The 24,985-nt window shown below is 66.8% G+C and carries 20 protein-coding genes and 7 pseudogenes; 15 read left to right on the top strand and 12 right to left on the bottom strand.

Annotated elements, in window-relative coordinates:
* Window positions 1–97: 97 nt before the first annotated feature.
* On the top strand, window positions 98–1,093 hold the full coding sequence (trxB, locus tag NFU81_RS29955; RefSeq protein ID WP_251496651.1) for a thioredoxin-disulfide reductase: 996 nt from the start codon (window positions 98–100) through the stop codon (window positions 1,091–1,093).
* Between the two features lie 177 nt (window positions 1,094–1,270).
* Window positions 1,271–2,089 carry an MIP/aquaporin family protein gene (locus NFU81_RS29950; protein ID WP_251496648.1) on the top strand — a complete coding sequence of 273 codons (819 nt, stop codon included), beginning with the start codon at window positions 1,271–1,273 and terminating at the stop codon, window positions 2,087–2,089.
* A 309-nt stretch (window positions 2,090–2,398) separates the two neighbouring features.
* Here the strand turns inward: NFU81_RS29950 and NFU81_RS29945 are convergent, their stop codons facing one another.
* Complete coding sequence (locus tag NFU81_RS29945; protein ID WP_251496646.1) at window positions 2,399–3,724, bottom strand: MFS transporter; 1,326 nt, start codon at window positions 3,722–3,724, stop codon at window positions 2,399–2,401.
* A gap of 793 nt (window positions 3,725–4,517) precedes the next feature.
* Here NFU81_RS29945 and NFU81_RS29940 point away from each other — a divergent pair.
* Window positions 4,518–4,892 carry an SMI1/KNR4 family protein gene (locus NFU81_RS29940; RefSeq protein ID WP_251496643.1) on the top strand — a complete coding sequence of 125 codons (375 nt, stop codon included), beginning with the start codon at window positions 4,518–4,520 and terminating at the stop codon, window positions 4,890–4,892.
* Window positions 4,893–5,059: 167 nt separating this feature from the next.
* On the opposite strand, the gene NFU81_RS41395 is transcribed toward NFU81_RS29940, so the two are convergent.
* The gene (locus NFU81_RS41395; RefSeq protein ID WP_422665326.1) at window positions 5,060–6,007 is read right to left on the bottom strand and encodes a transposase; all 948 of its coding nucleotides are present in this window, start codon (window positions 6,005–6,007) and stop codon (window positions 5,060–5,062) included.
* 641 nt (window positions 6,008–6,648) lie between these two features.
* Here NFU81_RS41395 and NFU81_RS29925 point away from each other — a divergent pair.
* On the top strand, window positions 6,649–7,143 hold the full coding sequence (locus NFU81_RS29925; RefSeq protein WP_251496640.1) for a hypothetical protein: 495 nt from the start codon (window positions 6,649–6,651) through the stop codon (window positions 7,141–7,143).
* A gap of 93 nt (window positions 7,144–7,236) precedes the next feature.
* Here NFU81_RS29925 and NFU81_RS29920 read toward each other — a convergent pair.
* From NFU81_RS29920 to NFU81_RS29900, 5 genes and pseudogenes are all read right to left on the bottom strand, one after another.
* Window positions 7,237–7,829, bottom strand: a pseudogene (locus NFU81_RS29920) (ATP-binding protein).
* A 174-nt stretch (window positions 7,830–8,003) separates the two neighbouring features.
* Window positions 8,004–9,107: pseudogene (gene istA / locus NFU81_RS29915) on the bottom strand (IS21 family transposase); the annotation flags it as partial.
* A 245-nt stretch (window positions 9,108–9,352) separates the two neighbouring features.
* Entirely contained in the window at window positions 9,353–9,922 is a 570-nt protein-coding gene (locus tag NFU81_RS29910; protein ID WP_251496633.1) for a maleylpyruvate isomerase N-terminal domain-containing protein, read from the bottom strand.
* An 89-nt stretch (window positions 9,923–10,011) separates the two neighbouring features.
* A pseudogene (locus tag NFU81_RS29905) lies at window positions 10,012–10,446 on the bottom strand (helix-turn-helix domain-containing protein); the annotation flags it as partial.
* An 85-nt stretch (window positions 10,447–10,531) separates the two neighbouring features.
* The gene (locus NFU81_RS29900) at window positions 10,532–11,311 is read right to left on the bottom strand and encodes an SDR family oxidoreductase (RefSeq protein WP_251496836.1); all 780 of its coding nucleotides are present in this window, start codon (window positions 11,309–11,311) and stop codon (window positions 10,532–10,534) included.
* Between the two features lie 81 nt (window positions 11,312–11,392).
* Here NFU81_RS29900 and NFU81_RS29895 point away from each other — a divergent pair, with 81 nt between their 5' ends.
* The 3 genes and pseudogenes from NFU81_RS29895 to NFU81_RS29885 all read left to right on the top strand — a co-directional run bounded on the left by NFU81_RS29895 (window position 11,393) and on the right by NFU81_RS29885 (window position 13,666).
* On the top strand, window positions 11,393–11,977 hold the full coding sequence (locus NFU81_RS29895) for a TetR/AcrR family transcriptional regulator (protein WP_251496632.1): 585 nt from the start codon (window positions 11,393–11,395) through the stop codon (window positions 11,975–11,977).
* 363 nt (window positions 11,978–12,340) lie between these two features.
* A pseudogene (locus tag NFU81_RS29890) lies at window positions 12,341–12,475 on the top strand (flavin reductase family protein); the annotation flags it as partial.
* Between the two features lie 501 nt (window positions 12,476–12,976).
* Complete coding sequence (locus NFU81_RS29885) at window positions 12,977–13,666, top strand: HAD family hydrolase (RefSeq protein WP_251496630.1); 690 nt, start codon at window positions 12,977–12,979, stop codon at window positions 13,664–13,666.
* Between the two features lie 1,055 nt (window positions 13,667–14,721).
* Here NFU81_RS29885 and NFU81_RS29880 read toward each other — a convergent pair.
* From NFU81_RS29880 to NFU81_RS29870, 3 genes are read right to left on the bottom strand one after another with little or no spacing between them, the layout of a single operon-like run.
* Window positions 14,722–15,291, bottom strand: a complete 570-nt coding sequence (locus NFU81_RS29880; RefSeq protein WP_274037743.1) for an SDR family NAD(P)-dependent oxidoreductase — start codon at window positions 15,289–15,291, stop codon at window positions 14,722–14,724.
* A gap of 43 nt (window positions 15,292–15,334) precedes the next feature.
* A complete protein-coding gene (locus tag NFU81_RS29875; RefSeq protein ID WP_422665322.1) occupies window positions 15,335–16,621 on the bottom strand; it encodes an ISAs1 family transposase in 1,287 nt (428 codons plus the stop codon).
* A 7-nt stretch (window positions 16,622–16,628) separates the two neighbouring features.
* A complete protein-coding gene (locus tag NFU81_RS29870) occupies window positions 16,629–17,129 on the bottom strand; it encodes a GNAT family N-acetyltransferase (protein ID WP_251496629.1) in 501 nt (166 codons plus the stop codon).
* 126 nt (window positions 17,130–17,255) lie between these two features.
* On the opposite strand from NFU81_RS29870, the gene NFU81_RS29865 reads away from it, so the two are divergent.
* Entirely contained in the window at window positions 17,256–17,978 is a 723-nt protein-coding gene (locus NFU81_RS29865) for an ArsR/SmtB family transcription factor (RefSeq protein WP_251496627.1), read from the top strand.
* A 75-nt stretch (window positions 17,979–18,053) separates the two neighbouring features.
* Here the strand turns inward: NFU81_RS29865 and NFU81_RS29860 are convergent.
* Together NFU81_RS29860 and NFU81_RS29855 are read right to left on the bottom strand one after the other, a co-directional pair.
* Window positions 18,054–18,227: pseudogene (locus NFU81_RS29860) on the bottom strand (SDR family NAD(P)-dependent oxidoreductase); the annotation flags it as partial.
* A gap of 60 nt (window positions 18,228–18,287) precedes the next feature.
* Entirely contained in the window at window positions 18,288–19,370 is a 1,083-nt protein-coding gene (locus NFU81_RS29855) for an aldo/keto reductase (RefSeq protein ID WP_251496625.1), read from the bottom strand.
* A 344-nt stretch (window positions 19,371–19,714) separates the two neighbouring features.
* On the opposite strand from NFU81_RS29855, the gene NFU81_RS29850 reads away from it, so the two are divergent.
* From NFU81_RS29850 to NFU81_RS29820, 7 genes and pseudogenes are all read left to right on the top strand, one after another.
* On the top strand, window positions 19,715–20,527 hold the full coding sequence (locus NFU81_RS29850) for an AraC family transcriptional regulator (protein ID WP_251496830.1): 813 nt from the start codon (window positions 19,715–19,717) through the stop codon (window positions 20,525–20,527).
* Between the two features lie 95 nt (window positions 20,528–20,622).
* Window positions 20,623–20,968 (top strand): annotated as a pseudogene (locus NFU81_RS29845) (transposase family protein); the annotation flags it as partial.
* Window positions 20,969–21,069: 101 nt separating this feature from the next.
* A pseudogene (locus NFU81_RS29840) lies at window positions 21,070–21,246 on the top strand (transposase); the annotation flags it as partial.
* Window positions 21,247–21,574: 328 nt separating this feature from the next.
* Complete coding sequence (locus tag NFU81_RS29835) at window positions 21,575–22,336, top strand: SDR family NAD(P)-dependent oxidoreductase (RefSeq protein ID WP_251496623.1); 762 nt, start codon at window positions 21,575–21,577, stop codon at window positions 22,334–22,336.
* A gap of 21 nt (window positions 22,337–22,357) precedes the next feature.
* Window positions 22,358–22,768 (top strand): VOC family protein, encoded by a 411-nt coding sequence (locus NFU81_RS29830; protein WP_251496621.1) that lies wholly within the window; start codon window positions 22,358–22,360, stop codon window positions 22,766–22,768.
* A gap of 225 nt (window positions 22,769–22,993) precedes the next feature.
* The gene (locus tag NFU81_RS29825) at window positions 22,994–23,758 is read left to right on the top strand and encodes an SDR family NAD(P)-dependent oxidoreductase (protein ID WP_251496618.1); all 765 of its coding nucleotides are present in this window, start codon (window positions 22,994–22,996) and stop codon (window positions 23,756–23,758) included.
* 193 nt (window positions 23,759–23,951) lie between these two features.
* Window positions 23,952–24,932, top strand: a complete 981-nt coding sequence (locus tag NFU81_RS29820) for an aldo/keto reductase (RefSeq protein WP_251496615.1) — start codon at window positions 23,952–23,954, stop codon at window positions 24,930–24,932.
* The last annotated feature ends 53 nt before the right edge of the window (window positions 24,933–24,985 follow it).

The raw sequence follows: 24,985 nt of genomic DNA, 5'->3' as shown, positions 1-24,985 counted from the left end.
GCTGAACCTCCCGCGGACGCCACGCCAGGGACGGTGGGTCCTCGCCCCCATGAGGAACCGGCTGATCCCCTCTCGATTCATCAAGTAGGCGATCAACGTGACTGACGCCGTCCGCGAGGTCATCATCATCGGTTCCGGTCCCGCCGGCTATACCGCAGCCCTGTATGCAGCGCGCGCCGGCCTGAATCCCCTGGTGTTCGAAGGGGCCATCGCCGCCGGAGGCGCGCTCATGAACACCACCGAAGTGGAGAACTTCCCGGGTTTCCCTGACGGTGTGCTAGGGCCGGACCTCATGGAGAAGATGCGGGCGCAGGCCGAGCGGTTCGGCACGGACTTCGTGGTCGATGATGTTGTCGAGGCCGCGCTTGAGGACGAGGTCAAGAAGCTGGTCGACAGCACCGGGACGATCCATCGGGCAAGAACCGTGATCCTGGCGATGGGATCCCACTATCGCGAGTTGGGGCTGGAGAACGAGAAGCGGCTGACCGGGCGCGGCGTGAGCTGGTGTGCCACCTGCGACGGCTTCTTCTTCCGCGACCAGGACATCGCAGTCGTCGGCGGCGGGGACTCCGCTATGGAGGAGGCGACATTTCTCACGAAATTCGCACGCAAGGTCACCGTAGTGCACCGCCGCGACAGCCTGCGGGCCTCCAAGATCATGCGGCAGCGGGCACGCCGCAACGACAAGATCGTCTTCGAATGGAACAGCGAGGTCGTCGACATCCTGGGGCAGGACAAGGTCACCGGCGTGCGCCTGCGGGACGTTCGGAGCGGGGAGGAGACCGAACTGCCGGTCACTGGTCTTTTTGTCGCCATCGGACACGACCCCCAGGTCGGCCTCGTCAAGGGAAGCGTCGCTCTGGACCACGCCGGCTACATCGCGGTACACGGCCGCTCCACGCTGACCAACCTGGACGGCGTGTTCGCGTGCGGCGATGTCGTCGACCACGAGTACCGGCAGGCGATCCTCGCATCGGGAATCGGATGCGCCGCCGCCCTGGACGCTGAGCGGTATCTAGCGGCATTGGATGACTGCGCCAGCCCCGAGGAAGCGCGTCTCGAGGCAGTCGCCGTTGCTGAACTCGTGCACTGACCGTCGACCCGGGTCGGTTTTCACGACATGCGGTTCTGCACCAGCCCTGCCGCGCCGGTGTCCGGAGCGAGGAGCCGCTTGGAGGGTCCGAGTACCCGAATTGACCATCCGCACCGGGCCGCATTCCGGGACTCGACAACTGGCGCCCGGCAGAAATCAGTGGGGAGTGGCAGTGCAGTGATCGGGCGGCGCGAAATTATCGCGGAATTCCTGGGCACCGCCCTACTGCTCGCATGCGGCCTCAGCGCTGCTATTTTCAATTTCTCTTCCGGGTCACCCCTGCTCACGCTGGTTCCGAACGACTACATCAGGAGATTCTTGAGCGTTCTTCTTTTCTCTGCATCGGCAACTGTGATCATTTATTCGCCACTCGGCCGCATCAGCGGCGGTCACATAAATCCTGCCGTTACCCTGGCATTCTTCAGACTGGGCAAACTCACGACGAAAGCCGCCGTTGCGTACATCGTCGCGCAGTTCGCCGGGGCCGTCGCGGGCACGGCAGCGGTGAGGTTCGTCTGGGGCGCGCGAGCTTCCAACGTCCGCCTCGGAGCCACGCTTCCGGGGCACGCCGGCATATGGGTAGCCCTTGGAATCGAGACGCTGGCAACCTTCCTCTTCATGTCGCTCATCCTGACATTTATCATAAGACCCAGGATCGCGCACTTTACCGCTGCGGCAGGTGGCCTTTTCGGCATCTTCCTCGCGTTTTTCTCATTCCCCTACTCCGGAGCCAGCCTAAACCCGGCTCGCAGTTTTGGTCCTGCGCTACTCGAGGAATTGTGGGCAACTCTCTGGATCTACTTTGTCGGACCCTCCATAGGGGCGGTGGCTGCCGCGACACTCTTCCGAAATCGGATCATCCCCTGCGGTAAGCTTTTTCACGATTCGTCCTATACGTGCAACTTCGAGAACTGCCTTTATGTGGCAAATGTGGCAAGCAGAGAAGCCAGTCGACCCTCCGGGCGTGATGGCCGGCCGCGGCGGGGGGCGCAGTGAACGCTCGATCACCGATGGGAAGCCAGTCGTCTGCTGCGAAAGACGCGCGCCTGCCGCAGATCTTCGTAAGCGAGCGACGGGCGGGCTCATGCGGGGATATCCGCCACCCCGTTCGGCAGCATCGCGCGTGCGGCCCGCACAAGGTCCAAAGACTCGCGGAGGAGCGCTTGTTCACCTGGAAAGTGCTTCTTTCCTTGCGCATGACACGACCCTCGACAAGTCCCATCGTTGCAGGTCAGCAGCACTCTCATTCATTTGATCAAGTCTCGAACAGTCACCGCTCGTGAAGCCCCGAGGCTATCCCGGAAGCTACTGCACCAACTCGGCTTCCATCGACTCGCTGTCCGCCTCTTCAGACGAGGAGGGGATGTCCCGCATCCTGCGCAGCGGCGAGAAAAGGACCCAGAACCCGGAGAGCCAGATCCCGCTGACGCCGATCCAGATCGTCTGGCGGACGCCGAGTTGCGAACCCAGCACGCCTCCGAGCGCCGCGCCGATGGGAAGCGTTCCCCACACGATGAAGCGGAAGCTGGCGGTCATCCGGCCGAGCAGTTCCGGCGGGGTGATCGCCTGGCGGTAGGAGATCGCAGCGATGTTGTAGACGATGGCGTAGAAGCTGAAGAAGAAGTAGCTGACCGCATAGAGGATGACGCCCCAACCGGGCTGCGCCAGCGGCTGCAGCAGCACCGGCAGTCCCAGGAACAGCGGTGCGATCCAGATGAGCCGTGCGCTGCCGAAACGCTTGGACAACTTCCCGGCCGTCATCCCGCCGACCATGCCGCCGATGGCGGTCAGGGACCAGATCAGGCCCACGTAGCCGGGTTTCACCTGCAGGACGCGGACCAGGAAGACCATGGACATCGCCATGGAGATCGAGGAGGAGAAGTTCGAGGTCGCGGTGGCCGCGATGACCTTGCGGAGGATCGGGTGCCTGAGGACGAAACTCAGGCCCTCGGCTATCTCGTGCCGCAGCTTCCGTCCCTCGGCGCGCGGTTCCGGCGCGGGTTCCGGCCTGCGGATCAGGGACAGCGACAGGGCCGAAAGGCCGTACGAGAAGGCGTCGGTGGCAATGGCGCGGGCCGTACCCAGCAGGGCGATCAGGGCGCCGCCGATGGAAGGCCCGGCGAACTGCGCGAACGATCCCGTCGTCCCCAGCTTGCTGTTGCCGTCGATCAGCTCCTCCCGCTCCAGCAGGACGGGAAGGTAGCTGTGGTAAGAGACGTCGAAGAAAACCGTGAGGATGCCGTTGAGCAGTGCCACGACCAGCAGGTGGACGTACGTCAGATGCAGGCCGAGGCCGGGGATCGTGACGAGCGGGACAGAGCCGACCAGCAGCATGCGGCCGATGTCGCACCACATCATCAGCCTGTGCTTTGCCCTGCGGTCGACGATCGCGCCCGCAGGCAGCGAGACGAGCAGGAACGGGAGCGTCGCCATGGCGCTCAGAATGCCGATCTGCAGCGTGGTGGCCTTCAGCAGCACGACAGCGGCCAACGGGATCGCCAACTGCGTGACCGCCGAACCGACATCGCTGATCGTCTGACCACTCCACAGGAGCATGAAGTCCCGGTTGCGCCACAACGAGAACCTATGGCTCGTGGTGGCGGGCTCGGATTCCACGGCTTCGTTGGTCACAGACCGAAACTGTGCCGTAGGTGCGGCGGCAGCGTCCACCCGTCCCTGGAACCTGTCAGGATGGGCACTCCAAGCGGTCCCGCTGGCTCACGACGTTGCCGCGTGAGTGGCTTGCCGAGCGTGGGAGAGGGATGAAGACCTGCTCGAATTCCGCGCAGTGGGGAAGTTGCGCATGGTCCGCGGTCATGCACAACGCGCCTTTCCGACGACGTCCGCCACGACCGCCACCGTGTCGGAGACGGCCGTGGAACTGAGACCGCGATGCGTGGTGGCGGCCCGTATCCGGTGGTGGCCGAAGTCACCCACAGACAGCTCGCGCTCATGGGCGGCGTGCAGAACGCTGCTGCCGTCTAACCTCGACCTTTCATGACATTCCGTCGGTGCGGCGGCACCTTGCCCGGATCGTCCGCAGCACGCGGCTTGCTCCGCGGCATCAGCGCCGCCGATATCACCGCGTCCAACCCGGCCATGAACAGCGCCGGCCTGCAAGACTCCCCGCCCCGCTGACAGGGGCGCGGACAGGTGGATTCGGCCCGATGCGCTTGTTCACCTGGAAGGTGTTGCTCCTTGCAGCTGACCGGACCCTCGAAACGTCTCATCGTTGCAGGTCAGAAACACTCTCCGCTTGTCTGATCAAGACCCGCACAAGCCTGCTCGTGAAAGCCCGAGGTTAGCGTGCCGGGTACCACCTCTCCGTTCGAGATTCTGCGGGGCGCTGGGTAGTCTCCGGGACATGTGGATAGAAGCGGCTCTTGAGGTCTTTCATGAGGCGGGGTTCCGGAGTCCCGCGGAGGTGGCAGCCCTCGCTGACGCGGAGCATCGTCTCGGACGCGGGCTGCCGGACGATCTGAGGCAGCTGCTCCTGGAGTGCGACGGCATCATCGGGCACACCGCGGTGGACACCGTCTGGTCCGTCGAGCAGATCGTTGCCCAGAACCTTCTCTTCCGCACCGACAGCTCCTTCGCCCAGCTGTACATGTCTTTCGACGCTCTTCTCTTCTTCGGGGACAACGGAGGCGGGGATCAGTTCGCCTTCGTGCAGACACCCCAGCGCCCGGACATCTTCGTCTGGGAGCACGAGACCGACAGCCGCCGCTGGGTCGCAGGAGACCTGAGGGACTACCTGGGCCGTTCACTCGCCGAGGGCGGCGACGCCTGGTACCAGTAGCCGTCGATGTGGTCCCGCGACGCTCACCGCCTGACTCACATTCCGGACCTCGCGGAAGCAGAGCGGACAACCGCCTTGTAGCGCCGATCGTGGGCTTGAGCTCGTGACGTCGGTCAGCAGTCCATGATCAGGCCAGTGCCGGTGAGGCAACCATCAACGAGGTGCGGTCAGTAGTGGATCTTCTTGAGCCGGTGCTTCACAACTCGGGTGACCTGACCGAGGTCGGCGGCCGTGAGGTTGCCGATGTCGCGTTTGACCAGCGACCAGATGCCCTCGGTGGGGTTGAGGTCAGGTGCGTAGGCCGGTAGCTGGAACATGGTGAGCCATCCGGCGTTCGCGTGAATGAACTCCCTTTTGGCCGCGGTCAGGTGGATCCGGGCGTTGTCCCAGACCAGCACGATCGGGCCTCCGAGTTGGGCACGGGCGCGGACGACCAGGTCGCGGAAGTCCCGCCAGCCGAAACACTTCGGCTCGTCCTTGTGGCCCCGGTACTCCCGAATCGCGTAGATCAGTCGAGATCGCTCACCGAGTTTGAAGCAGGTCATTCCCGCCATCGACACCCGCCCGGAGCCTCGCCCGCGCACGACCGGAGTCTGACCGATGCGGCCCCAGGATCTGGCGCGCGGCGGAGTCATCGACTGCCCGGCCTCGTCCTCGAAGACGATCCAGGCCCCGTGCTCCACCGCACAGCTTTTACCCGCGGCCAGGTCTCCTTCTTCCATGCCTCGACCGCCTCGTCGTCCCGCTCGATGGACCGCCGGGCCGGCTGCTGCCAGGACCAGCCGGCCGATCAACGTCTTCACCCGTGCCAGCGTCCACCGCTGATCGGCCCATCCGTGGACCAGCGGACCACGCTCCAACTCCCGCTCCAGCCGGACGATCTGCACGTCACTGAGCCTGGGTCGGCCCGGCGAACCCTTGCACGCGACCCCCGTCTTGCCGCATTCGGGCCAGGCCTGGTGCCATCGCTCCACCGACCGCTCCGACACCCGCAGGACGGCGGCGATCTCCCGGCTCTTCTCCCCGCCCTCAAAGCGTTCCACGGCCTCCAGCCGGATCCGCTCCCGCCTGGCCCTCTCGACGTCAGTCAACGTGCGGCCTTGCGCGTATCTCACCGCACCGGCAACAACTCGCCTACTGCGGCTCAGATCTGGTTGAGGCCGCCGTCGACGAACAGTTCGGTGCCGGTGACGCCCGCTCAGCGACGGCTGCGCAGAGCCGGTCGAGGTCGCCAAGTCGGCGATGTCGCGATCTCGGCTACGGCTGCATCCAGAGCCGCCGGTTACAACCGCCGTCTTGCCGTCAGAGCGAGTGGGCACTGCCCGAGCCCGTAGTACCGCGGAGCCCCCACCAGCTAGTGCACGGAGGGGGGCGCGCATCCACGATGCTGCCGCTGTCGGGAACCGGCGCGTCCTCCACCAGCTGACCCCCGCCACAACAAGGCGATACCGTGGGACGACGCTCGTTGACGGTGCTGCCGACGCTCGCGCGACCAATTTTTGACCGTGCGGTCCATAAATCCACCGTGGATCACGCGGACAAGAAAAACCACCACCGTGCTACCCCCTGAAAAGACTGCTGGATGCGGAGTACTCACGGGCCCGACCCTGGTCGGTCAGCTGCTCGACCGCGCCGCCGGGGTCGTCGTGGGCCGTACAAGAGGCTGACTGTCGGCGTACAACCTGGGCTCCCCAGTTGTGTACGGATGAACGTCCCCGTCTACGGTTCAGGGGTAGCAGAGCGTTGGAGGACTGGGTTGGAGCTGTGGGACCAAAACGTCGCGCCGTACGGAGAGAAGCTGGAGGCGTTGGACAACAGCACGCGGGCCGACCTCGTTCTGGACGTGGTGGCATCGACGATGCCGCTTTTCGAGCCGCCGTTCGACGACTTCTTCCCAGAACCGCACCGCGAGCTGGTCAAGTCCGTACTGACCCTGCGCACACAAGCTCCAGCGAGCTGGTGGGACGACACGGCTTTCGCACGAGACTTCCTGACCCAATACGACCTTCTGCCGGATGTCCCCACCAGGCCAGCGGTCGGCCCCTTCCTGATGGCGCTGGTTCGACTCTTCGAAGCGCATGGCGGCTTCCTGCCGGCCGACGAAGCGTTGGAGTGCCTGTCCAGCTGCTACGAGGCAATCCTGGTATCCCAGTTGACTGGGCGAGTCACAGCTGAAGACGAGAAGCGGGACCCAATGTGCCAGCAGGCCCTTGCGCGGCAGACGGTCCTCGTCCTGCGAGCGCTCGATTGAATCCGTGCGATCACCAAGTGTCACCGATCGCGAGGTGTGGCATACCTTCCGAATCGGCAAGGAACATGTTCCTCGTCGGATATCCGGCCCGGATCAGGCCACGTCGGTGTCTCGCTCGATGGCCTTGAGTCGGTTCTTGAGCCGGTAGCTGGGGCCGTTGATGGAGATCACGTCGCAGTGGTGCAGGAGGCGGTCGAGGATGGCTGCGGCGAGGACTTCATCGCCGAACATCTGTCCCCATTCGCCGAAGGTCTTGTTTGAGGTCGGGATGATCGAGCCCTTTTCGTACCGCTTTGAGATGGACTTGGAGGTCCAGGTTCGCTTCTCCGCGTTCGAGGATCTCGTAGCCCACGTCGTCGACCACGAGGACGCCCGGCCGCAGGTAGGGAACGAGAGGGTGGCCAGGTCTTTGACCTTGCGCGGCTCGAGGTCGGGCTGGAAGGGGAAGTCATGCTTATCGAGCGTCTGGTGCGGCAGCCGGGAAAGTCGCAGGCCCTGGCGGAAGCGGCGGTCGTCGCGGACGGCCAGTTCCTCGGAGAGGACCAGGTCGAGGAGGTCGAGGTAACCCATCATGCCTCGTCCGCCCGGCGGGTGAACTCGTTGATGGTTTCCGCGAGGTGGGGCAGGCCGAGCTTGCCGGCCGTGGTGCGGATGCGGTTGCCGGTCAGCTCGTCATAGACCGACAGAGGCCGTCGGCCGACCTCGATCCGGGTGGCCGCGGCTCTGTTCAGCAGGGCCTGCAAGGGGCCGACCTCCTCGCCCTGCGGCCGCTCCGGACGAGGCTGGACCGGGACGTCGCCGGTGGTGGTTCGGCGTCCGCCGGTGGGCAGGCCGTCCCAGTGCGACTCGTCGATGACACGGGCACCGCGTCCAATGGCCCGGGGATGGGAGGCCAGTAACGTGCTGCCGTGGGCGTCGGCGAGGGTGGCATGCATCGTGACCTGGGATTTCGTCGCCCGGATCTCGACCACCTGGCGAGCACGGACTCGGCGGGCTGGCACGGAGTAGAGGTTTCCGTCGAAGGCGACCAGGCAGTCCTTGCCGACGTGCCGCAGCTGCCGTTCGGCCACCAGATACGGAGTCGCGGGAAGCGGCTTGAGGGCGGCGTGATCCCTCGCCGCCCGTTCTGCGATGACCTCCCGGTGGGTTTTGTGGATCTGGGCCCGCCTCTGCGGCACCCACGCGGTGAATGCGGCGTCCATCTCCTCGACGGAGGAGAACGACCGGCCGGGCAGGACGTGGTCGTGGACGATCAGGACCTGCCGCTCGACCCGGCCCTTGCCCTGCGGCCGGTAGGCGGCCAGGACGTCGATATCGAAGTCGTAGTGGCCGGCGAATCCGACCGCTTCCGGATGCAGCGGGACCGTCTCGCCAGGAGCGACGTGCCGGCGGACGACGGTCTTGGTCCGGTCGTAGACGATCGTCATTGGGGTCCCGCCGAAGTGCGCGAACGCCCGGCGGTGGCAGTCGAAGAAGGTCTGCAGGTCCTGGCTGGTGGCGAAGCAGCAGAACGGGTCGCGCGAGTACGACAGCGTCATGTGGAAGGAGTAGACCTTCGCGATGCCCATGTGGGCGAGGATCTTGCCCTCGTCCCCCCAGTCCACTTGGGCCTGGGCACCTGGGATCACCTCGAACCGGCGGTGCATCCCCGCCAGTTCTTTGGGGGTGATCCCGAGTTCCTCGGCGATCCTGGGCCGGGCCGTCTGAACGTAGAGCTTGACCCGCTGATAGTTGCCGGTGAAGCCGTACTCCTGGGCCAGCCGCTCGTGAATGACCGCGGCCTTCATCAGGACCTCGGCCCGGAGCATTGAGTCGATCAGCGGCCCAAACTCGTCGATCACCCTTGCGCGCGACCGCCCGCTCGGCGACCGTCGCGGAGGGGTCGCCGGCCCCGGCGCCGACAGGTACTTGCGGACCGTCTTCCGGTCCAGCCCGGTCTCCCTGGCGATCTCCGACAGGCTCATCGCACCGGACTCCAGCAAGCCACGAAAGCGCCGAAGCTCCAGCCAACGCTGCGGATCCAAGACCACTGCCAGCCCCCTCCGCCACCGGAATCGACCCAGCAGCAGAGTGCCGAGCAGCAGGTCTCACCGCATCAGCATCTGTCCCTATTCATCCGTACGAGACGGGGGACGTTCACGTGTACGCCGACACTGACCGAACCGGGAGCTAGAGCTCTGACCGCACAGGTTCACCGTGCTAAGTGCGTTCAGCCGGGCCGTGCCGCCTTCCATGTCCACGACGTCCGGCGGGGCAGACCGCCGAGGTCCCCGCGTCCGGTGCACCACAGCAGCACGCGGGCGGGCTCGCCGGGCGGGGCGTCGGGGAACAGCCGGTCGAGCACGGCTGCGCAGAGTGGTGCCGGCGGCAGCCAGTCCACGCCCAATCCGCGGGTGATGTCGTTGGTGTGCAGCAGGATCTCGCCGACGCCCATCGCCGCGAACCCCGTCGGGTCGCACGGGCCCCAGTGCCAGGCCCGTAGGGACGGGTCAGCGGTGGCCAGCGCGCTGCCGAGCAGTCCGCCGCAGGCGGCGGCCACCTGCAGCACCTCGGCAGGCGAGGCGGTGGAGCGCACGTGCAGATCGAAGGGGAGGTAGGCGTCGGCCGGGCGCGCGGCGAGCTGGCCCGCGTAGGCCAGCAGGTCGTGGCCGATGTGCGCGGCCGTCTGCCGGCAGCTCCACTCCAGCGGGCCGGCCGGCACCGTCCAGTCCTCGCCCGTGCGAGGCCCCAGTATCTCCAGCATCTCCGCCATGGCGGCCTGCACGTCTTGGTGGTCCATGCGGTTCTCCTCGCAAGGCACGTTGTGGTGCGGCTGTGCTGTTTGTTCAGGCCGCGGCGGTGATGGGTCTGCCGCCCCAGCGGATGCCTTCGTTGCGCCAGCGCAGATAGGCGTGCAGTGCCCGGGTCTGGGATCGCGCGGCCGTGCACTTTCCGCAGGTAGGCGGCGAGTTTGCGGATCGACCAGCGGGTGAAAGGCTGGCCGGGTTCGGTCGGGCGGGTGGTGGCCGTCTGGATGACGAAGTCCTCGTCGTCAGAGCTGAGCAGGCGGGGACGGCCTCCCGCCCGCCGAGGGTCCAGGCAGGCCGGACCGATCTCGTTGAACCGGTGGATGGCGTCGCGGACGGTGTCCTCGTCCGCCTGGACCAGCTTCGCGATCACCGGGACGCGGTTCCCGCCGGATGAGGCCAGCAGCATCATCGCGCGCCGGTAGCGCACCGAACTGGTGCTGCCGCGGCGCACGATCTGCTGCAGCTTCTGCCCCTCCTGATCGGTCAACTTGCGCACGCGGACAGGTTCAGCCACCACACCCCCCAGCCGTCGGATCGGACGTCACGCAACATCCAACCGCTGCGATTGCCGACCCGGCGAACCCATGTGGTCAGAGCACCTAGATGACGGGGAGTTCACCGCCGTCGACTGTCAGGGTTACTCCGGTGATCCACTGAGCCCGGTCCGATGTGAGGAAGGCGACGGCCTCGGCGATGTCGCGCGGGTCCCCGGGGCGACCCATAGGGATGCTCGCTGTGGTGGCTTCAAGGGGGACGTCCATCGCGTCGGCGAAGTTCTGGCGGATCGCGTCGGCGCCCGGGGTGAGCACGTTGCCGGGGATGATCGTGGTGACGCGGATTCCGGCGGGCGCGAGCTCGGAAGCGAGCGCCTTGCCGTAGGCGTTGAGGGCGGCCTTGGCGGCACCGTAGTGAGCCAGTGGTGGCGGCGGCGTGAGGGCCGCTCCCGATGAGATGTTGACGATCGCGCCGCCCGACCCGGCCTCGCGCAGCGCCGGCAGCAGCGCGTTGTTGACCCTCACGGCGGAGAGGTAGTTGAGGTCGAGTGCGTCGATCCATTCCTCATCGGGGATGGACGCGACGCCTCCGATGTGGGCGCGTGCCGCCGCCGCGTTGTTGACCACGATGTCGACGCCGCCGAGTTCGTCGAGCGCTGCCGCAGTGAATGCCTGCACGCCCGCGAGCGTGCCGATGTCGCCCCGGATGAAGGTGGCGGCCTTCGGCGTCTCGTCGGAGGCGTTACGCGCCGTGGTGACGACGGTGGCGCCGCCGTCGAGCAGTCGTTGCACGATGGCTGCGCCGATTCCGCGGCTGCCTCCCGTGACGATCGCGCGCTTTCCTGCGAACTCGGTGGGGTCGGGTGAAACGCTAGTTCTGAACATACGGTCCACTATAACAGGTTCTGAACCATCGGTCCAAAATAGCTTTTGGACCGATGGTTCAGAACGGCGTATCATGGAGGCATGGGGCGACCACGGAAATTCAGCGAGCAAGACGTCCTGGCCACTGCGCGCCAGCAGTTCAATGAAACCGGCTACCACGGCACCTCGGTCGACGATCTCTCCCGCGCGACAGGACTCAGCAAGGGAAGCCTCTACGGCGCGTTCGGCGACAAGGAGGCCCTGTTCCTGCGAATATTCGAGGAGTACTGCGCAAGCTCCGACGAGGGCGCCGCCGCCCGGCTTGAAGGCCCGGAGGACCAGGCCCTCGACCGTCTCCGCGCATGGCTCACGTCGCCGGACGGCCACACCGGTCAGCCTGGCTGTCTGCTGGCCAAGGCCACGGCCGAACTGGCGTCGGAGAACCACGCCGTCGCGACCAGGTCACTCGCGGCGTACGAAATACTGCTCGACAGCTGCCGCCAGCTTGTCGAGCAGGCGCAGCGTGCCGGGCACCTGGATCCGGCCGCCGACGCTGAGGCGCTCGGCGGACTGATCCTCACCACGCATCGCGGGCTCGAAGCGCTTGCCAAGGCAGGGGTCGACGCGAAGACCAGGAACCGAATCGCCGACGCCGCGATCGACAGCATCGCACTGCCGGTTTCCTGACCCTGGAGCCGGCGGTTGCCGTCTGCGGTGCGGCAGACCCTGGTGCTCAGTCCTGTGCGGGAGCGGCCGGTGGCATGGTCGTGGGGCTCGCCGGCCGGGGCCCTTTTCTACAGGCCGATGCCGCGTGCTGATGCGTGCGCACGATGGTGCAGCCCACCGGGACCGCCCCGAGTCCGACCACCACACCGGCGCCCCCGCCCCCGACCCCGGCAGCGGACGCCCCTACCCCCACCCCGTGTCCGTGCGCCCAGCTCCGGGTGCTCGTGGCTTCCGGTGGCGGGTGCCGCGGAACGCGGGGTGTGGTGGCGTCGCGATGCGCCGTCGGGATCCGACGGCCCCGCATGGATACTGGCTGGCATGTGAATCGACTTCGATCCTGCCCAGCTGGACCGCACCACCTTCTACCGGCTGCTCACCGCGACGGTCGTGCCGCGGCCGATCGCCTGGGTGTCCACGACGTCGGCGGCGGGCACGGACAATCTCGCGCCTGCGAGGTTCGGCGGAAAGCGGTGTCGGTAAGCGGGGAACGTCAGTCGTCGCGGCGGGTCGTCGCAACGGTCCCGCTGCTCTACCGGAGGCGCAGCTCCTGCGGAGTCGATCGCACGGGGACGACCGCACCCGCAGGGGCCGGAGACAAGCCACCTGGGTAGAACCCCGCTCACGCGGGGACGACCTTCCGGCAGCTCCCGACGGACACAGCGCAGCCCGGAGGACCCCCGCTCGCGCGGGGACGACGGCCAGCCCGCCCGCAACCGCTGCCCTGACTGCGGAGAACCCCTTGTCTGTAAGCACTTGTTTTGGCTCCAGTGCAGGAAGTTGTTTTGGCCCCGCTGGCGGGTCGCAGGGGCGTGTGGCGGTGTGATTCACGCCCCTGTAGCAAGGTGATTCGGCCCCACTTCGGACATCGAGGGCCTGAGGACGTTGGTGGATTGCTCGGGTTGCAGATCTTGATCGTCTTGGGCTTGCGGCCGGCTCGTCGACGCCGCCAGGATCGGCTGCATGATCAAGGGTGTGATGTTCGACTTCTCCGGGACCCTCTTCCGGATCGAATCGGCCGCGCAGTGGCTGCGCGCGGTGGCAACGAAGGCCGGTCTGGACGTGCCCGAGGGTGAACTCGACGCGTGCGTCAGCCGGCTGGAAGAGTTCGGAGCTCAGCCTGGAGGGGTTCCTCCGCGCACGGTGCCGCCCCATCTTGAGGCACTGTGGCGGGAGCGCGATCTGACCGCCGAACGACACCGGGCTGCCTTCACAGCCCTTACCCGGGAAGCGCAGCTGCCTGCGGCTGACCTGGCCGAGGCCCTGTATGAACGTTCCCAAGTATCCGGGGCATGGCTGCCTTATCCCGACACCGAGGAAACCCTCCGCGCCCTGCGCGGGCGAGGCATCCCGGTCGCTGTCGTCAGCAACATCGGCTGGGACATGCGCGGTGTCTTCCGCGACCACGGTGTCGATGATCTCGTGGACGCCTACTTCCTCTCCTTCGAGTGCGGAGTGAAGAAGCCCGATCCCCGGATCTTCCAGATGGCGTGCGACAAGCTCGGAGTGGCGCCCGGCGATGCACTCATGGTGGGAGACGAGCGTGTTGCGGACGTCGGCGCTGCCACGCTGGGGTGCCGGGTCCACCTAGTCGATCCCTTGCCCGTTGACCAGCGTCCCGGTGCGCTGGCCGAGGTGCTCCAGCTTCTCTGACGTGCCCGACCGGGGCGACTTTCGGCGCGATGTTGAGTGCCCGGCGACCGAACGGCCGACCAGTCCTCGGTCTCGATACCGCGCAAACGTACCCGCTTACCGGTCCGGAACGACGTCATCGCCTATCTGATTACGCCGCAAGATGCGATGCACAGGCCCTCTTGACCCGGGCCTGAACTGTGTTGTCATACCGGTGGAGCCAGATCAACTTGGTACGTCAGTGAGCCCCGAAACGCTGGTGCGCTGGTGCCCAAAGAGTGCCTACAAACCCCCCTCGCGCGGGGACGACGAGGCGGCCGTTGAAAGTCCGCAGGTCGTAGAATCCGTCGCTGTCCGGGATCAGGTCCCGGGCCGCGCACAGATCTCCAGCAGCCGGTGCCAGTCGGTGTTGTTCCTGGCCAGGCGGGACACTCGAGCCCGAGGACGATCCCGGCATCTCCCATGGAGACCTCGGCGACCAGGTGCTGGAAACCACCCCGGCCCGCCGTCGATGCCCCCGTGCGGCCCTGATCGGAGTCGATCACGATGATCTGGGAGTCGGTCCGGCCGCGAAGGGCGTACTGCCGCTGGGCCGACTCGCTGTTGTTGACGACCTGCCTGAGCGAGGACTGGCACACATACGGATACGCATCCCGCCGCAGATGCTCCGCCGTGACCTTCCCACTCTGCTCGATACTCACCGCGCCCTCCTCGCCGCGTCGCTGCGGTTATCCGCTGCGGCAGCCCCCGTCCGCCGTCCATGCCATGCGCGCCAGCACCTCCAGCAACTCGCCCGCCACCGCGACCGGCGCCGACGGTTCGCGCCGAACGGCTGGTACTGGAACGGGGATTTTGACGACTGCCTTGATCCAGGCGGCCATGCCGGAACAGGCCAGCACCGCCCAGCCATGCCGCGATCCCCATCGGGCACGCCGAGGACCGCGGCCCGCAGGTCCTCATACCGCCGGGCGACTTCGGCCCCGCCCGCCCGGGGCATCACCGATTCCGGCAACGGAGCCTGTGGCCATCCACCACGGCGGATGGCCACAGGACGGCCGGAGATTCCGGGCCCACCGTTAGGGAACGGAGTAGCCGCCGTCGACGGGCAGTGCGATGCCGGTAACAAAGCTCGACTTGTCGGAGCAGAGCCAGACGACAGCGTCGGCGATCTCGTCGGCACGGGCGATCCTGCCGAGGGGGTGAGCGTCGGCGAGTGACTTCCGGGCCTGGTCGTCCAGGGTTGCGATCATCGGAGTGTCCACGAGGCCGGGGCATACGGCGTTGATGCGGATGCCGTGCGGTGCGGCCTCGAGCGCAGAACTCTTGGTCATCGCGATCTCCGCGGCCTTGGTGGCCGTATAGCCGGAGAACCCCGGGACGCCCACCAGCCCTGCGCCTGAGGACATGTTCACGATCACGCCGGCCCCTTGGGCGACCATGTGCTGCAGCTCGTACTTCATCGACAGGAAGACGCCGCGCAGGTTGAGGGCGATCATGTGGTCGAGCATCTCGGTCGAGTATTCCGTGGTGAGCTGGTACTCGCCGTCGTAGCCCGCGTTGTTCACGGCGAGGTCCAGGCGGCCTATGCCGTCGGCCGCGGCCCGGACGGCCATTTCCACTTGGGACTCCTCGGTGATGTCCGCCACCACGTAGCAGGGCCCCGGGGAGAGTCGCGATCGCCCGGTTTGATCATGGAATTCCGTGGAGGGTGAGGGTGGCTGCGGGATGGGTGTGGGCTCGTCGGCCGCTGGCGATGTTGGCCCATCCGGCGCGGTGGAGGGTGGCGCGGGCGAGATCGCGCAGGGCACTCATGACCGCGGGGGTGTGGTGGCGGCGGATCTGGCTGTCGTCTTCGGCGAAGGTCACGTCTTTGGTCCAGTGGACGGTGTTCTCAATGATCGAGTGGCCGCGTACCCAGGCGGCGATCTCAGCAGGAGACGCCTGGTGGGCCGCGAGATCGGTGACGGCGTAGACCGTCTCGGTCTGCCACTTCGATGTGCCGGTTCGGCGGCGTTTTCGGTGGATGCGAACAACCTGGCGGGCATGAGGAAACTGCAGGCCGTCCACGCTCACCACCTTCACCTCGCGGACCTCGTCACGGCCGTGTCCGCGGTCGCGGGAGCGGTTGAGGACCGGTGCCTGCTTCCAGGGCAGATTCGTCAACTGGCGAGCCAGGGTGGGCTGGTTGTTCTTCACCGACAGCAAGTAGTGAGCCTGTCGGTCCTCGACGAGGTAACGGGCGTGGCTCGTCTGGGCGTGCAGTGCGTCGACGGTGACGACGGAGCCGGCCAGCTCCTGATCATCGAGGGTGTCCAGCAGCGGAGCGAACTCGGGTATCTCGTTCGACTTCGCGCCGATCTCGCGCAGAGCGGCAGTCAGCGCATCGTGGTGGCGCACGGCGGTCAAGACGAAGACGCGGCTGCCGTCCGCGCGGACCGCTCCGCGCAGGCATTTGCCGTCCACGGCGAAGGCCGCCCGACGCGGTCGCGGCCGATCCGTCTCGCGTCGGGCGGTGTGGTGGGCGCGGCGCTGCTCGCGCTCGACGGTCCCGTCCGGGCCGGTCGGGCTGACCGGGCAGGGCTGGGGTGCGGTGAGCCTGGTGAAACCGGCGGCGGTGAGTAGCCCGGGGTCGAGGCGGGCGAACACGTCGCGCAGCGTGCGCTCGCCCGGCGCCTTGAACCGTCCGGTGAAGGGATCGAAGGGGCAGCCCAGGCGGGCCAGGACATCCTGGTCGCAGTGGCGTACCCACTCGGCGATGGCGGTCAGGGAGTTGTGTCCGGCGCTGGTGAGCGCACACACCCCGACCGCGAGCAACGTTGCCAGCCGGAACCGCACCCCGCGCGGATTACGCGGATCGGGCACCCGGGCCAGCGCGTCGAGCAGCCCGGACGGCACCAACGCCTCAGCCCGTGAGACCCCGGACGCGGCCTGCGGCAGGAGCGGAGCGGACGGGAAGGATGACGGCGCAACGAGCACGGCGACCTTACCGGGCCCGAACTGATGCGCCGCTCGGTGCGGTGAGTTCTTTGGTCATGAAGACGCGGCTGGTACCCAGCGGATCACAGGGCACCTCGCCCAGACGCTTCCACCCGTGCTTCTGGTAAAAGCCGGGGGCCTGGAAGGTGATCGTGTAGAGCACGGCTGTGCGGCAGCCACGGGCGCGGGCCTCGTCCTCGGCCTGCCGGAGGATCCGTGTTCCCAGCCCGCCGCCACGCAGCCGGGGCGGCAGGTAAAAGAGGTCGAGGAAGAACAGCCCGAGCGAGGTCCGCCCGGTCAGCCCGCCGACCACCTGGCGCGTTGCGGGATCACGGACCAGGACGCCCAGAGATCTGCGGTCCTCGATTCCTGTGTGCTCGATGTTGAAGCGGTCCAGCGCGTCGGAGATCGCTGCGACGTCCTGTGGGGTGGGGGCGTCGGTGAGCACGAAGCCCGTGCGGGGTTCGGACTGGTGGGAGCCGGTGACGGCAGTGTCGGACGAAGTCATGATTGCTCCAATGTGTGGGCGGAGGCGGTTCGGCCCTGCGCGCGGGTGCGGTGAGGGCGAGCCCGGCGCACGTGCTGACGCTAGGACGGGGACGCTTCGACGGACGTCGAAGGGACGTCGGAGACAATGGACACCGTGGACATTCAGCGCGCAGGTCAGGACGTGGGGGTGAACCTGGCAGGGGTGGCCAAGCTGCTGGCCGACGGCACCCGGGCTGCCTTCTGCCTGGCGCTGCTCGACGGCCGGGCGTGGACGGCGAACGAGCTCGCGCGTTACGCCGGCATCGCAGCGTCCACCGCGACGTCACACCTGAACCTGCTCGTGAACGGCGGACTCCTCGTCGAGGAGCGACACGGACGCCACCGCTACGTACGGGTAGCCGACCGCAGAGTGGTCGAACTCATCGAGAGCCTCGCTGCGCTGGCTCCACAGCGCAACGCCCGGCCACTTTCCCTGTCGGCCTCCGGCCGACAGCAGGCACTGGCCCGCGCCCGGCTGTGCTACGACCACCTCGCCGGAACCGTCGCACTGGCCATCACCGACGCGATGGTCGAGCGCGGACTGCTGGAGTGGGGACCCGAGCCGGCCCTGACCGGCAACGGCGCCCTCTGGCTGTCCGAGACCGGCATCACGGTGCCCACCGGCTCACGCCGACCACCGGTACGCGCATGCCTCGACTGGACCGAGCGCCGTCCCCATCTGGCTGGCGCCGTGGGCGCCGCGCTGTGCACCCACGCACTCACCTCTGGATGGATGACGCGCATCGGCACCACCCGCGCTCTCCTCGTGACACCCGCAGGACGCGAGGCATGGCACGACCTCCTCGGCCTGCCGCCGACTGAACTCTGATCCTGAACCGGGCCGGACTACACGTGATCAAGCGGGGCGAACAGGACTCTCCCCGGGGCCCTGCACCACGTAGCGAGCCGAGCCACCGTGGGCCTCAATCTGGCGGACGGTCTCCTGCAGGGTCTCCGTCGTACGTCCCGCGACCGTCACCAGCGCCCCCTCGGCGGCCAGCGCCAGGGCTGAAGCCCGCCCGATGCCGCTCCCACCGCCGGTGATGAGCACCGACCTGCCAGTAAACTGCTTGGTCATGTCTGTCCTTCTTTGTCACATTGCGTCTGTGGAACTCTGGAGCGGGGTCAGTAGCAGGCGTCAGTAGCGGGCATCGTTGACCTGCAGCAGCGGCGACACGATCGACGAGGCTCCGTCCACTGTGGCTCCCGCGAACTGCAGCATGCGGGCCAGCATCCTGTTGTTGTCGGCCGGGAAGTTCAGCGCGGGGGCAGACACCTCGTCGAGGGTGGCGCTCTGAGTTTCGGTGAGGGCGACATCTAGGGCACGCAGATTGGCCTCGAACTGGTCCAGGCGACGCGCGCCGATCAGAGTGGAGGTGATTCCGGAGCGCGCCTGGATCCAGGCCAGAGCTGCTTGGGCGGGGCTCGCGCCCACCTCGCCGGCGACGGCGTTGAGGGCGTCGATGATGACGTATTCGGTCTCGCTGGGGGTGCCGACCAACTGTGCGCGAGCAGTGTCCACGGGGCCGGTGCTGGCGCTGGAGTACTTACCGGACAGGAACCCGCTCTTCAGCGGCCCCCAGGCCATGACACCCATGCCCAGGGCCTGGGCCATGGGGATCAGCTCCCCCTCCGAGGTCCGCTCGAGCAGGGAGTACTCCAGCTGCAATGCCGTGATGGGAGCCCAGCCCCGGAAGCGCGCGATGGTGGCTGCTTCGGCCGTCGCCCACGCGGGCACGTCGGAGAAGCCGACGTAGCGGACCTTGCCGTCGCTGACCAAGTCGTCCAGGGCGCGAAGGGTCTCCTCCACGGGCGTGGAGGGGTCGAAGTTGTGCAGCCAGTAGATGTCGACGTAGTCGGTCTGCAGGCGCCGCAGCGAGTTCTCGAGCTGCTGCACGATTGCCTTACGGCCGGCTCCGCCGCCGTTGGGGTCGTTTTCGTACAGGTTGCCGAAAAACTTCGTGCCCAGAACGACTCGGTCACGAAGACCGGGCCGATCGGCAAAGTAGTCGCCGACGATCTTCTCGGCGTGGCCGTTGGTGTAGATGTTGGCCGTGTCGATCGAGTTACCGCCCCTGTCCAGATAGGCGGCAATGATGTTCTTGGCCTCTTCCGGGCTGCAACCCCAACCGTGATCCTCACCGAACGTCATCGTGCCCAGCGTGAACGGGCTTATGCGCACTCCCGAGCGGCCCAGCGTGGCGAAGGAATCGAGGGTCATTGTGAAACTCCAAGCTGATGGGGATGTAGGTCATCACGGGAAACGGCAGGCTCCTCGGCCTCGGCGCATCCGTCATCCGACCGCGTCCGCGATCCGGTGGCCGGTGCGATGAGGCGGCGGGTTGGATGCCCGTTTCTCCGTGTTCCTCCATTGGAGCCGACGCAACGCGATCCGCCTAGAACAAGGCGCGCAAGTCTTTGCATGATCCGCTCAAATCTGCTCGAATCGTGTTGCCCGAGCGCAGACGGTCATGGTCTACTGGCGTGGTGGATCACCTTGATGAACTGCGTCACCGGATCGCACGACTTGCCGCAGGCAGCCCGCGGCCGTCGGCGATCGAGGGAATGACGGTGTTCTCGGCCCAGCACGTGACCGAACCGCTGGGCATGGTCGCCGAACCCACGTTCGCTCTGGTCGTGCAGGGAGCGAAACGTTCCATCCTCAACGACCGCATCCTCGACTACCACGCGAGCCAGTACCTCGTTGTGACCGTCGACCTCCCGCTGACCTCCCAGATCACACGCGCCACGTTCGACGAGCCGTTTCTCGCGTTCGGACTCCCGCTACGATCCACCACCATCGCCCAACTGCTGGTGGAAGCCGGCCCCACTGCGATTCGCCCTCACGACGGGGTCGGCATCGCGACCAGCAACGCCGACGACAAACTGCTGGATGCTGTCGTCCGGCTGCTGCGCCTGCTGGACGAGCCACGTGACATCCCGATTCTCGCGCCTGGCGTGCAACGCGAGATTCACTGGCGCCTGCTGAACGGACCCCAAGGAGGCCTGGTCAGACAGATCGGCCTGGCCGACAGCCGTGTGTCCCTCGTGGCCCGCGCCATCACATGGATCAAGACCCACTACGACGAAGTGATCCGGATCGACGACCTCGCCGACGAAGTCAGCACGAGCGTGTCCTCACTCAACCGACACTTCCGCGCGGTCACCGCCATGAGTCCGTTGCAGTACCAGAAGCAACTGCGACTGCAAAAGGCCCGCATGCACCTCATCGCAGCGCCACATGACGTCGCCGCGATTGGAGCCACCGTGGGGTACAACAGTCCATCGCAGTTCAGCCGGGAGTACCGGCGTATGTTCGGAGCCCCGCCAGTCCAGGACGCACAACGCCTCCAAACCGCTGCGATAGTGCAGGAGTAGGAAGCCAGTCACGCCGCTCACAGGGGACTGTCACACGAGTGGCCCTGTCTCATATTCGGTGGTGACGGAGAGTCGTGAGGGTCGTTGACGCTGGCGTGTGGGATGTCAACGAGCTTGTGCAGGTGGTGTTTTCGGGCCTTTCCCCGTTGGTCGTGGAGGATGCGGCCGACGAGGGTGAGCGGATCGTGACACGGGCGCGGACCCCGCGGGGCGTCGCGGTCTGTCCGGTGTGCGGGGTGCCTTCGGGCCGGGTGCACGGATTTCATCTACGAACGGTGGCTGACGTGCCGGTCGACGAACGGCGCGTGGCGGTCCGTGTGCGGGTGCGGCGTCTGGTGTGTTCCCACGCGCGGGTGCCGGCAGACCTTTCGTGAGCAGATACCTGGAGTGCTGGAGCGTTACCAGCGGCGCACGACCCGTCTGAGCAAGCAGGGGAGGGCTCACGGCCCGGCAGCGGCCGCAGCGGGCACAAGCGCATGTACTCGCGCTTCGTGGTCCGCTGGCTGCTGGCCGAATAGCCCGCCGACCAGGACGAGCCCGTGCAGTTCTGGCTCTCCAACCTGCCCGAGACCACCCCGTTGCCTGTCCTCGTGCGCACCGCGAAGGTCCGCTGGCGCATCGAGAACGACCACCGCGAGATGAAACAGGCCCTGGGCCTGGCCCACTTCGAAGGCCGTACCCGGCCAGGCCGGCACCACCACGTCACGCTCGTCTCGGCGCCATGTTCTGTTCCCTCTCATGCTGCGTTTGCAACCGGAACTAGTTCCGGTTATCGTTCAAGCGGAACCGATTCCGGATATGAGGGTACTGCGGCTCCCGGCTGCAGTGCGACCGGCTCGAACGTAGGCGAACGCGAGCCACGCACGACCCCTCACGGCCTTCGGAACCAAGCAAGCGGCGGCGCGAGCCCCAGCAGACCCGCTTGAAGATCTCCGGTGTGGCTGGTCGACATCGCTGACGACCAAACACTCGGTGTTCCCCTTTGGCCGGGTCTACACGCCGCCGTGCCGCTTGAACGGGATGATCAGGAAAGACAGGCGAGGGATCATGGACGAGTTTTTCGAAGGCACCACGGCGCTGGTCACCGGCGGTGGAACGGGTATCGGCCGGGCCTCGGCACTTGCCCTGGCCGCGGCCGGCTGCGCGGTGACGGTCGCCGGGCGCACGGTGTCCAGTCTGGAAGAGACCGTTGGGATGATCACCGAGGCTGGAGGTGCTGCCCGCCTCGTGCAGTGCGACGTCAGCGATGAGCAGTCGGTCGCGCACGCGGTCGATGTGGCAATCGGTAGCTCGCGGCGGTTGGACTTCGGCGTCAACAGCGCCGGCATCAGCGGTGGGGATGATCTTCGCAAAGTCGCCGACTACTCCGTCGAGGCCTTCGACCGCATGATCGCCACAGACCTACGGGGGACGTTTCTGTCGATGAAGTACCAGCTGCGCCAGATGCAGGCCCAGGGCTTCGGCTCCATCGTCAATGTCGGCTCCGGGGCGAGTGTCGTCGGTGTGCCGGGTTTCGCCGGGTACACCGCGGCCAAGCACGGGGTCGTCGGGCTGACTCGGACAGCCGCCCTGGATTACGGCCCGGAAGGGATCCGGGTCAATGCTCTCGTTGTCGGCCTGGTCAACACACCGTTGATCGCCGAGGGGCGCTCGCCGGAAGTGATGGCGGCCCGAGTGGCCGCGCACCCGATCGGCAGGATTGCCGAGCCCGAGGAGATTGCGGACGCCGTCCTGTGGCTGTGCTCCGACAAGTCCAGCTTCGTCACCGGCGCGACCGTCCCTGTCGACGGCGGGTACACGGCTCGCTGATCAGAGAATGGAGCATCAGCTATGTCCGTGGCTTCCTTCGATCACATCGGGCTGTCGGTCGCTGACCTCGAACGACAGTGCCGCTTCTACGCCGAGGCATTCGGATTCTGCGAGACGCACCGGACCGAGATCCCTGACGCCGGTGTCCGGATAGCGCTACTCAGCGGACCCAGCGGTGCCGCGGTCGAGTTCACCCAGCGCGTCGACTCGGCAGCGCAGCACTTCGCCAATCCCCTCGAGGGAGCGGGCATCCAGGGCTACTTCCACTGGGCACTGACTGTGCCTGACCTAGACGCGGCGCTTGCCGCTGCGGTCGCCCACGGCGCCCGCACTGTTTCGCAGCCGGCGCCAGCCCGGCGGCCGGGCATTCGCTTCGCCTATGTGGCTGATCCCGAAGGCAACCTTATCGAACTGCTGCAGCACACCCATTGAAACGGCAGCTCACCCCACAAACGCTCGCTCGCACGCCGGCCGCGAAGGACCTGGGACAACTCCAGCATCCGGCCACCGGGTAACGGGCGAGATCCGACAGTACTGGCGGCAAGTCATGTCCCGCGCCCCGCTGGTGGCGGGGACTCCCGCGAGGTCTGTCGATCGTGCGCCCGCTGTATCCCGCCGCCTACAGAGGCTGCGGGCACGAGATTGGAGAAACGACACATGGCTGGACGACTGCAGGACACAGTGGCGCTGGTGACCGGCGCGAGCAGCGGTATCGGTGAGGCGACGGCGCGTGCCCTTGCTGCTGAGGGGGCAGCGGTAGCTGTCCTCGGACGGCGCCGCGAGCGGCTGGAAAAGCTTGCGGACAAGGTGCGAGCCGAAGGCGGGACGGCGATCGTCGTCGCGGCCGACATCACCGACCAGCGTCAGGCCGCAGCCGCGGTGGAGAGCGTCGTGTCCGAACTGGGCCGCCTGGACACAGTGGTCAACAACGCCGGGACCATGGGCGTCGGACCAGTGGTCGACTCCCCGCTCGAGGAGTGGGAGCGGATGGTCGAAATCAACGTGCGGGGCCTGCTGTATGTGACCCATGCCGCGGTGCCGCACCTGCTGCGCGCCGCGGAGGACTCCCCGCGCAAGGTGGCCGACCTGGTCAACATCAGTTCTACCGCGGGCAGGGTGGCCCGGCCGGGCACCGCGGTTTACAACCTGACCAAGTTCGGCGTCAACGGCTTCACCGAGGCCCTGCGTCAGGAGGTCATGCAGAAGCGAGTGCGGGTCAGTCTTGTGGAGCCCGGCACGGTGGAAACCGAGCTCAGCTCGCATCTTCGTGACGGTGTGCGTGAGGCGGTGGAGCGTCAGGTGCAGGGTATGGAACTGCTGCAGCCGCAGGACATCGCCGACGCGGTGTCCTACATCGTCACCCGGGACCGCCGGGTCGCCGTCAACGAGATCCTGGTCCGCGCCAGCGAGCAGACCTGGTAACAGGTCGGCTCTACGCCTCTGGACGGGCCCTTTTCCCGTCGCTCCTTGTACGGCCCCGTGCCGGCGCCGGCGACTCCTACGCTGGCACGGGTATCCGTGCCATACCGACCGGCCCCACCACGCGTACCTGACGAGACATCAGAGATGTACGCGGTGGCATTCCACCGCCTGTGATACGCAGAGAGTGACATCAATGAAATATGTGAAGCTCGGCCACACCGGTCTCGACATCTCCTCCATCTGCCTGGGCTGTATGACCTTCGGAGAACCGGAGCATGGCTACCCGTCGTGGAGCATGCCCGACGAGGAGAGCCGGTCGATCCTCAAGCAAGCGATCGACGCAGGCATCAACTTCTTCGACACCGCGAACGTCTACTCGGCCGGCTCCAGCGAGGAGATACTCGGCCGCGCCATCAGGGACTTCGCTTCCCGTGACGAGGTCGTCATCGCCACCAAGGTCCGAGGCTCCATGCGCCCGGGGCCGAACGGTGGCGGACTGTCGCGTAAGGCGATCTTCACCGAGATCGACGCCAGCCTCAACCGCCTCGGCACCGACTACATCGACCTCTATCAGATCCACCGCCTGGACCCCGCGGTGCCGATGGAGGAAACCCTCGAGGCCCTGCACGATGTGGTGAAGTCGGGGAAGGTCCGCTACATCGGCGCCTCCTCCATGTACGCCTGGCAGTTCAGCAAGGCCCTCCACCTGCAGAAGGCGAACGGGTGGGTCAGCTTCGTGTCCATGCAGGACCACTACAACCTGCTGAACCGGGAAGAAGAGCGCGAAATGCTGCCCCTGTGCGCCGACCAGGGGATTGGGGTGATCCCCTGGAGCCCTCTGGCCCGCGGCCGTCTCACCCGGGACTGGGACACTGTCACTGATCGCTCCTCGGCCGACCCCATTGGCAACAGCCTTTACGACGCGACCGAGGCCGCCGACAAGGCTGTGGTGGAGAAGGTCGCCTCGATCGCTGCTGCACGAGGCATCGCCCGGGCGCAGGTCGCGCTGGCATGGCTGCTACGCAACCCGGTGATCTCGGCTCCGATCGTCGGGGCGGGTAAGCCCGGCCACCTTGAGGACGCCCTTGCGGCCCTGGACGTCAGCCTGACCGACGAAGAAGTGGCCGAACTCGAGGCACCCTACGTTCCCCACCCGGCCATGGGGATCTCCTGACCGCTGCCGCTGCGGCACCAGTTCACCCGCGCGACCGGCCCTCCGACTCCCTC

This window comes from Actinacidiphila cocklensis, from assembly GCF_907177275.1.
GTDB classification, from domain to species: domain Bacteria; phylum Actinomycetota; class Actinomycetes; order Streptomycetales; family Streptomycetaceae; genus Actinacidiphila; species Actinacidiphila cocklensis.
Note: the sequence above shows the minus strand (reverse complement) of the source record. Positions and strands in the feature narration are given on the sequence as shown.

Coding starts and splice junctions, on each gene's coding strand:
- NFU81_RS29910 (WP_251496633.1), bottom strand. CDS start 9,922: ATGGACCACCAAGACGTGCAGGCCGCCATGGCGGAGATGCTGGAGATA.
- NFU81_RS29900 (WP_251496836.1), bottom strand. CDS start 11,311: ATGTTCAGAACTAGCGTTTCACCCGACCCCACCGAGTTCGCAGGAAAG.
- NFU81_RS29895 (WP_251496632.1), top strand. CDS start 11,393: ATGGGGCGACCACGGAAATTCAGCGAGCAAGACGTCCTGGCCACTGCG.
- NFU81_RS29885 (WP_251496630.1), top strand. CDS start 12,977: ATGATCAAGGGTGTGATGTTCGACTTCTCCGGGACCCTCTTCCGGATC.
- NFU81_RS29870 (WP_251496629.1), bottom strand. CDS start 17,129: ATGACTTCGTCCGACACTGCCGTCACCGGCTCCCACCAGTCCGAACCC.
- NFU81_RS29865 (WP_251496627.1), top strand. CDS start 17,256: ATGGACACCGTGGACATTCAGCGCGCAGGTCAGGACGTGGGGGTGAAC.
- NFU81_RS29855 (WP_251496625.1), bottom strand. CDS start 19,370: ATGACCCTCGATTCCTTCGCCACGCTGGGCCGCTCGGGAGTGCGCATA.
- NFU81_RS29850 (WP_251496830.1), top strand. CDS start 19,715: ATGACGGTGTTCTCGGCCCAGCACGTGACCGAACCGCTGGGCATGGTC.
- NFU81_RS29835 (WP_251496623.1), top strand. CDS start 21,575: ATGGACGAGTTTTTCGAAGGCACCACGGCGCTGGTCACCGGCGGTGGA.
- NFU81_RS29830 (WP_251496621.1), top strand. CDS start 22,358: ATGTCCGTGGCTTCCTTCGATCACATCGGGCTGTCGGTCGCTGACCTC.
- NFU81_RS29825 (WP_251496618.1), top strand. CDS start 22,994: ATGGCTGGACGACTGCAGGACACAGTGGCGCTGGTGACCGGCGCGAGC.
- NFU81_RS29820 (WP_251496615.1), top strand. CDS start 23,952: ATGAAATATGTGAAGCTCGGCCACACCGGTCTCGACATCTCCTCCATC.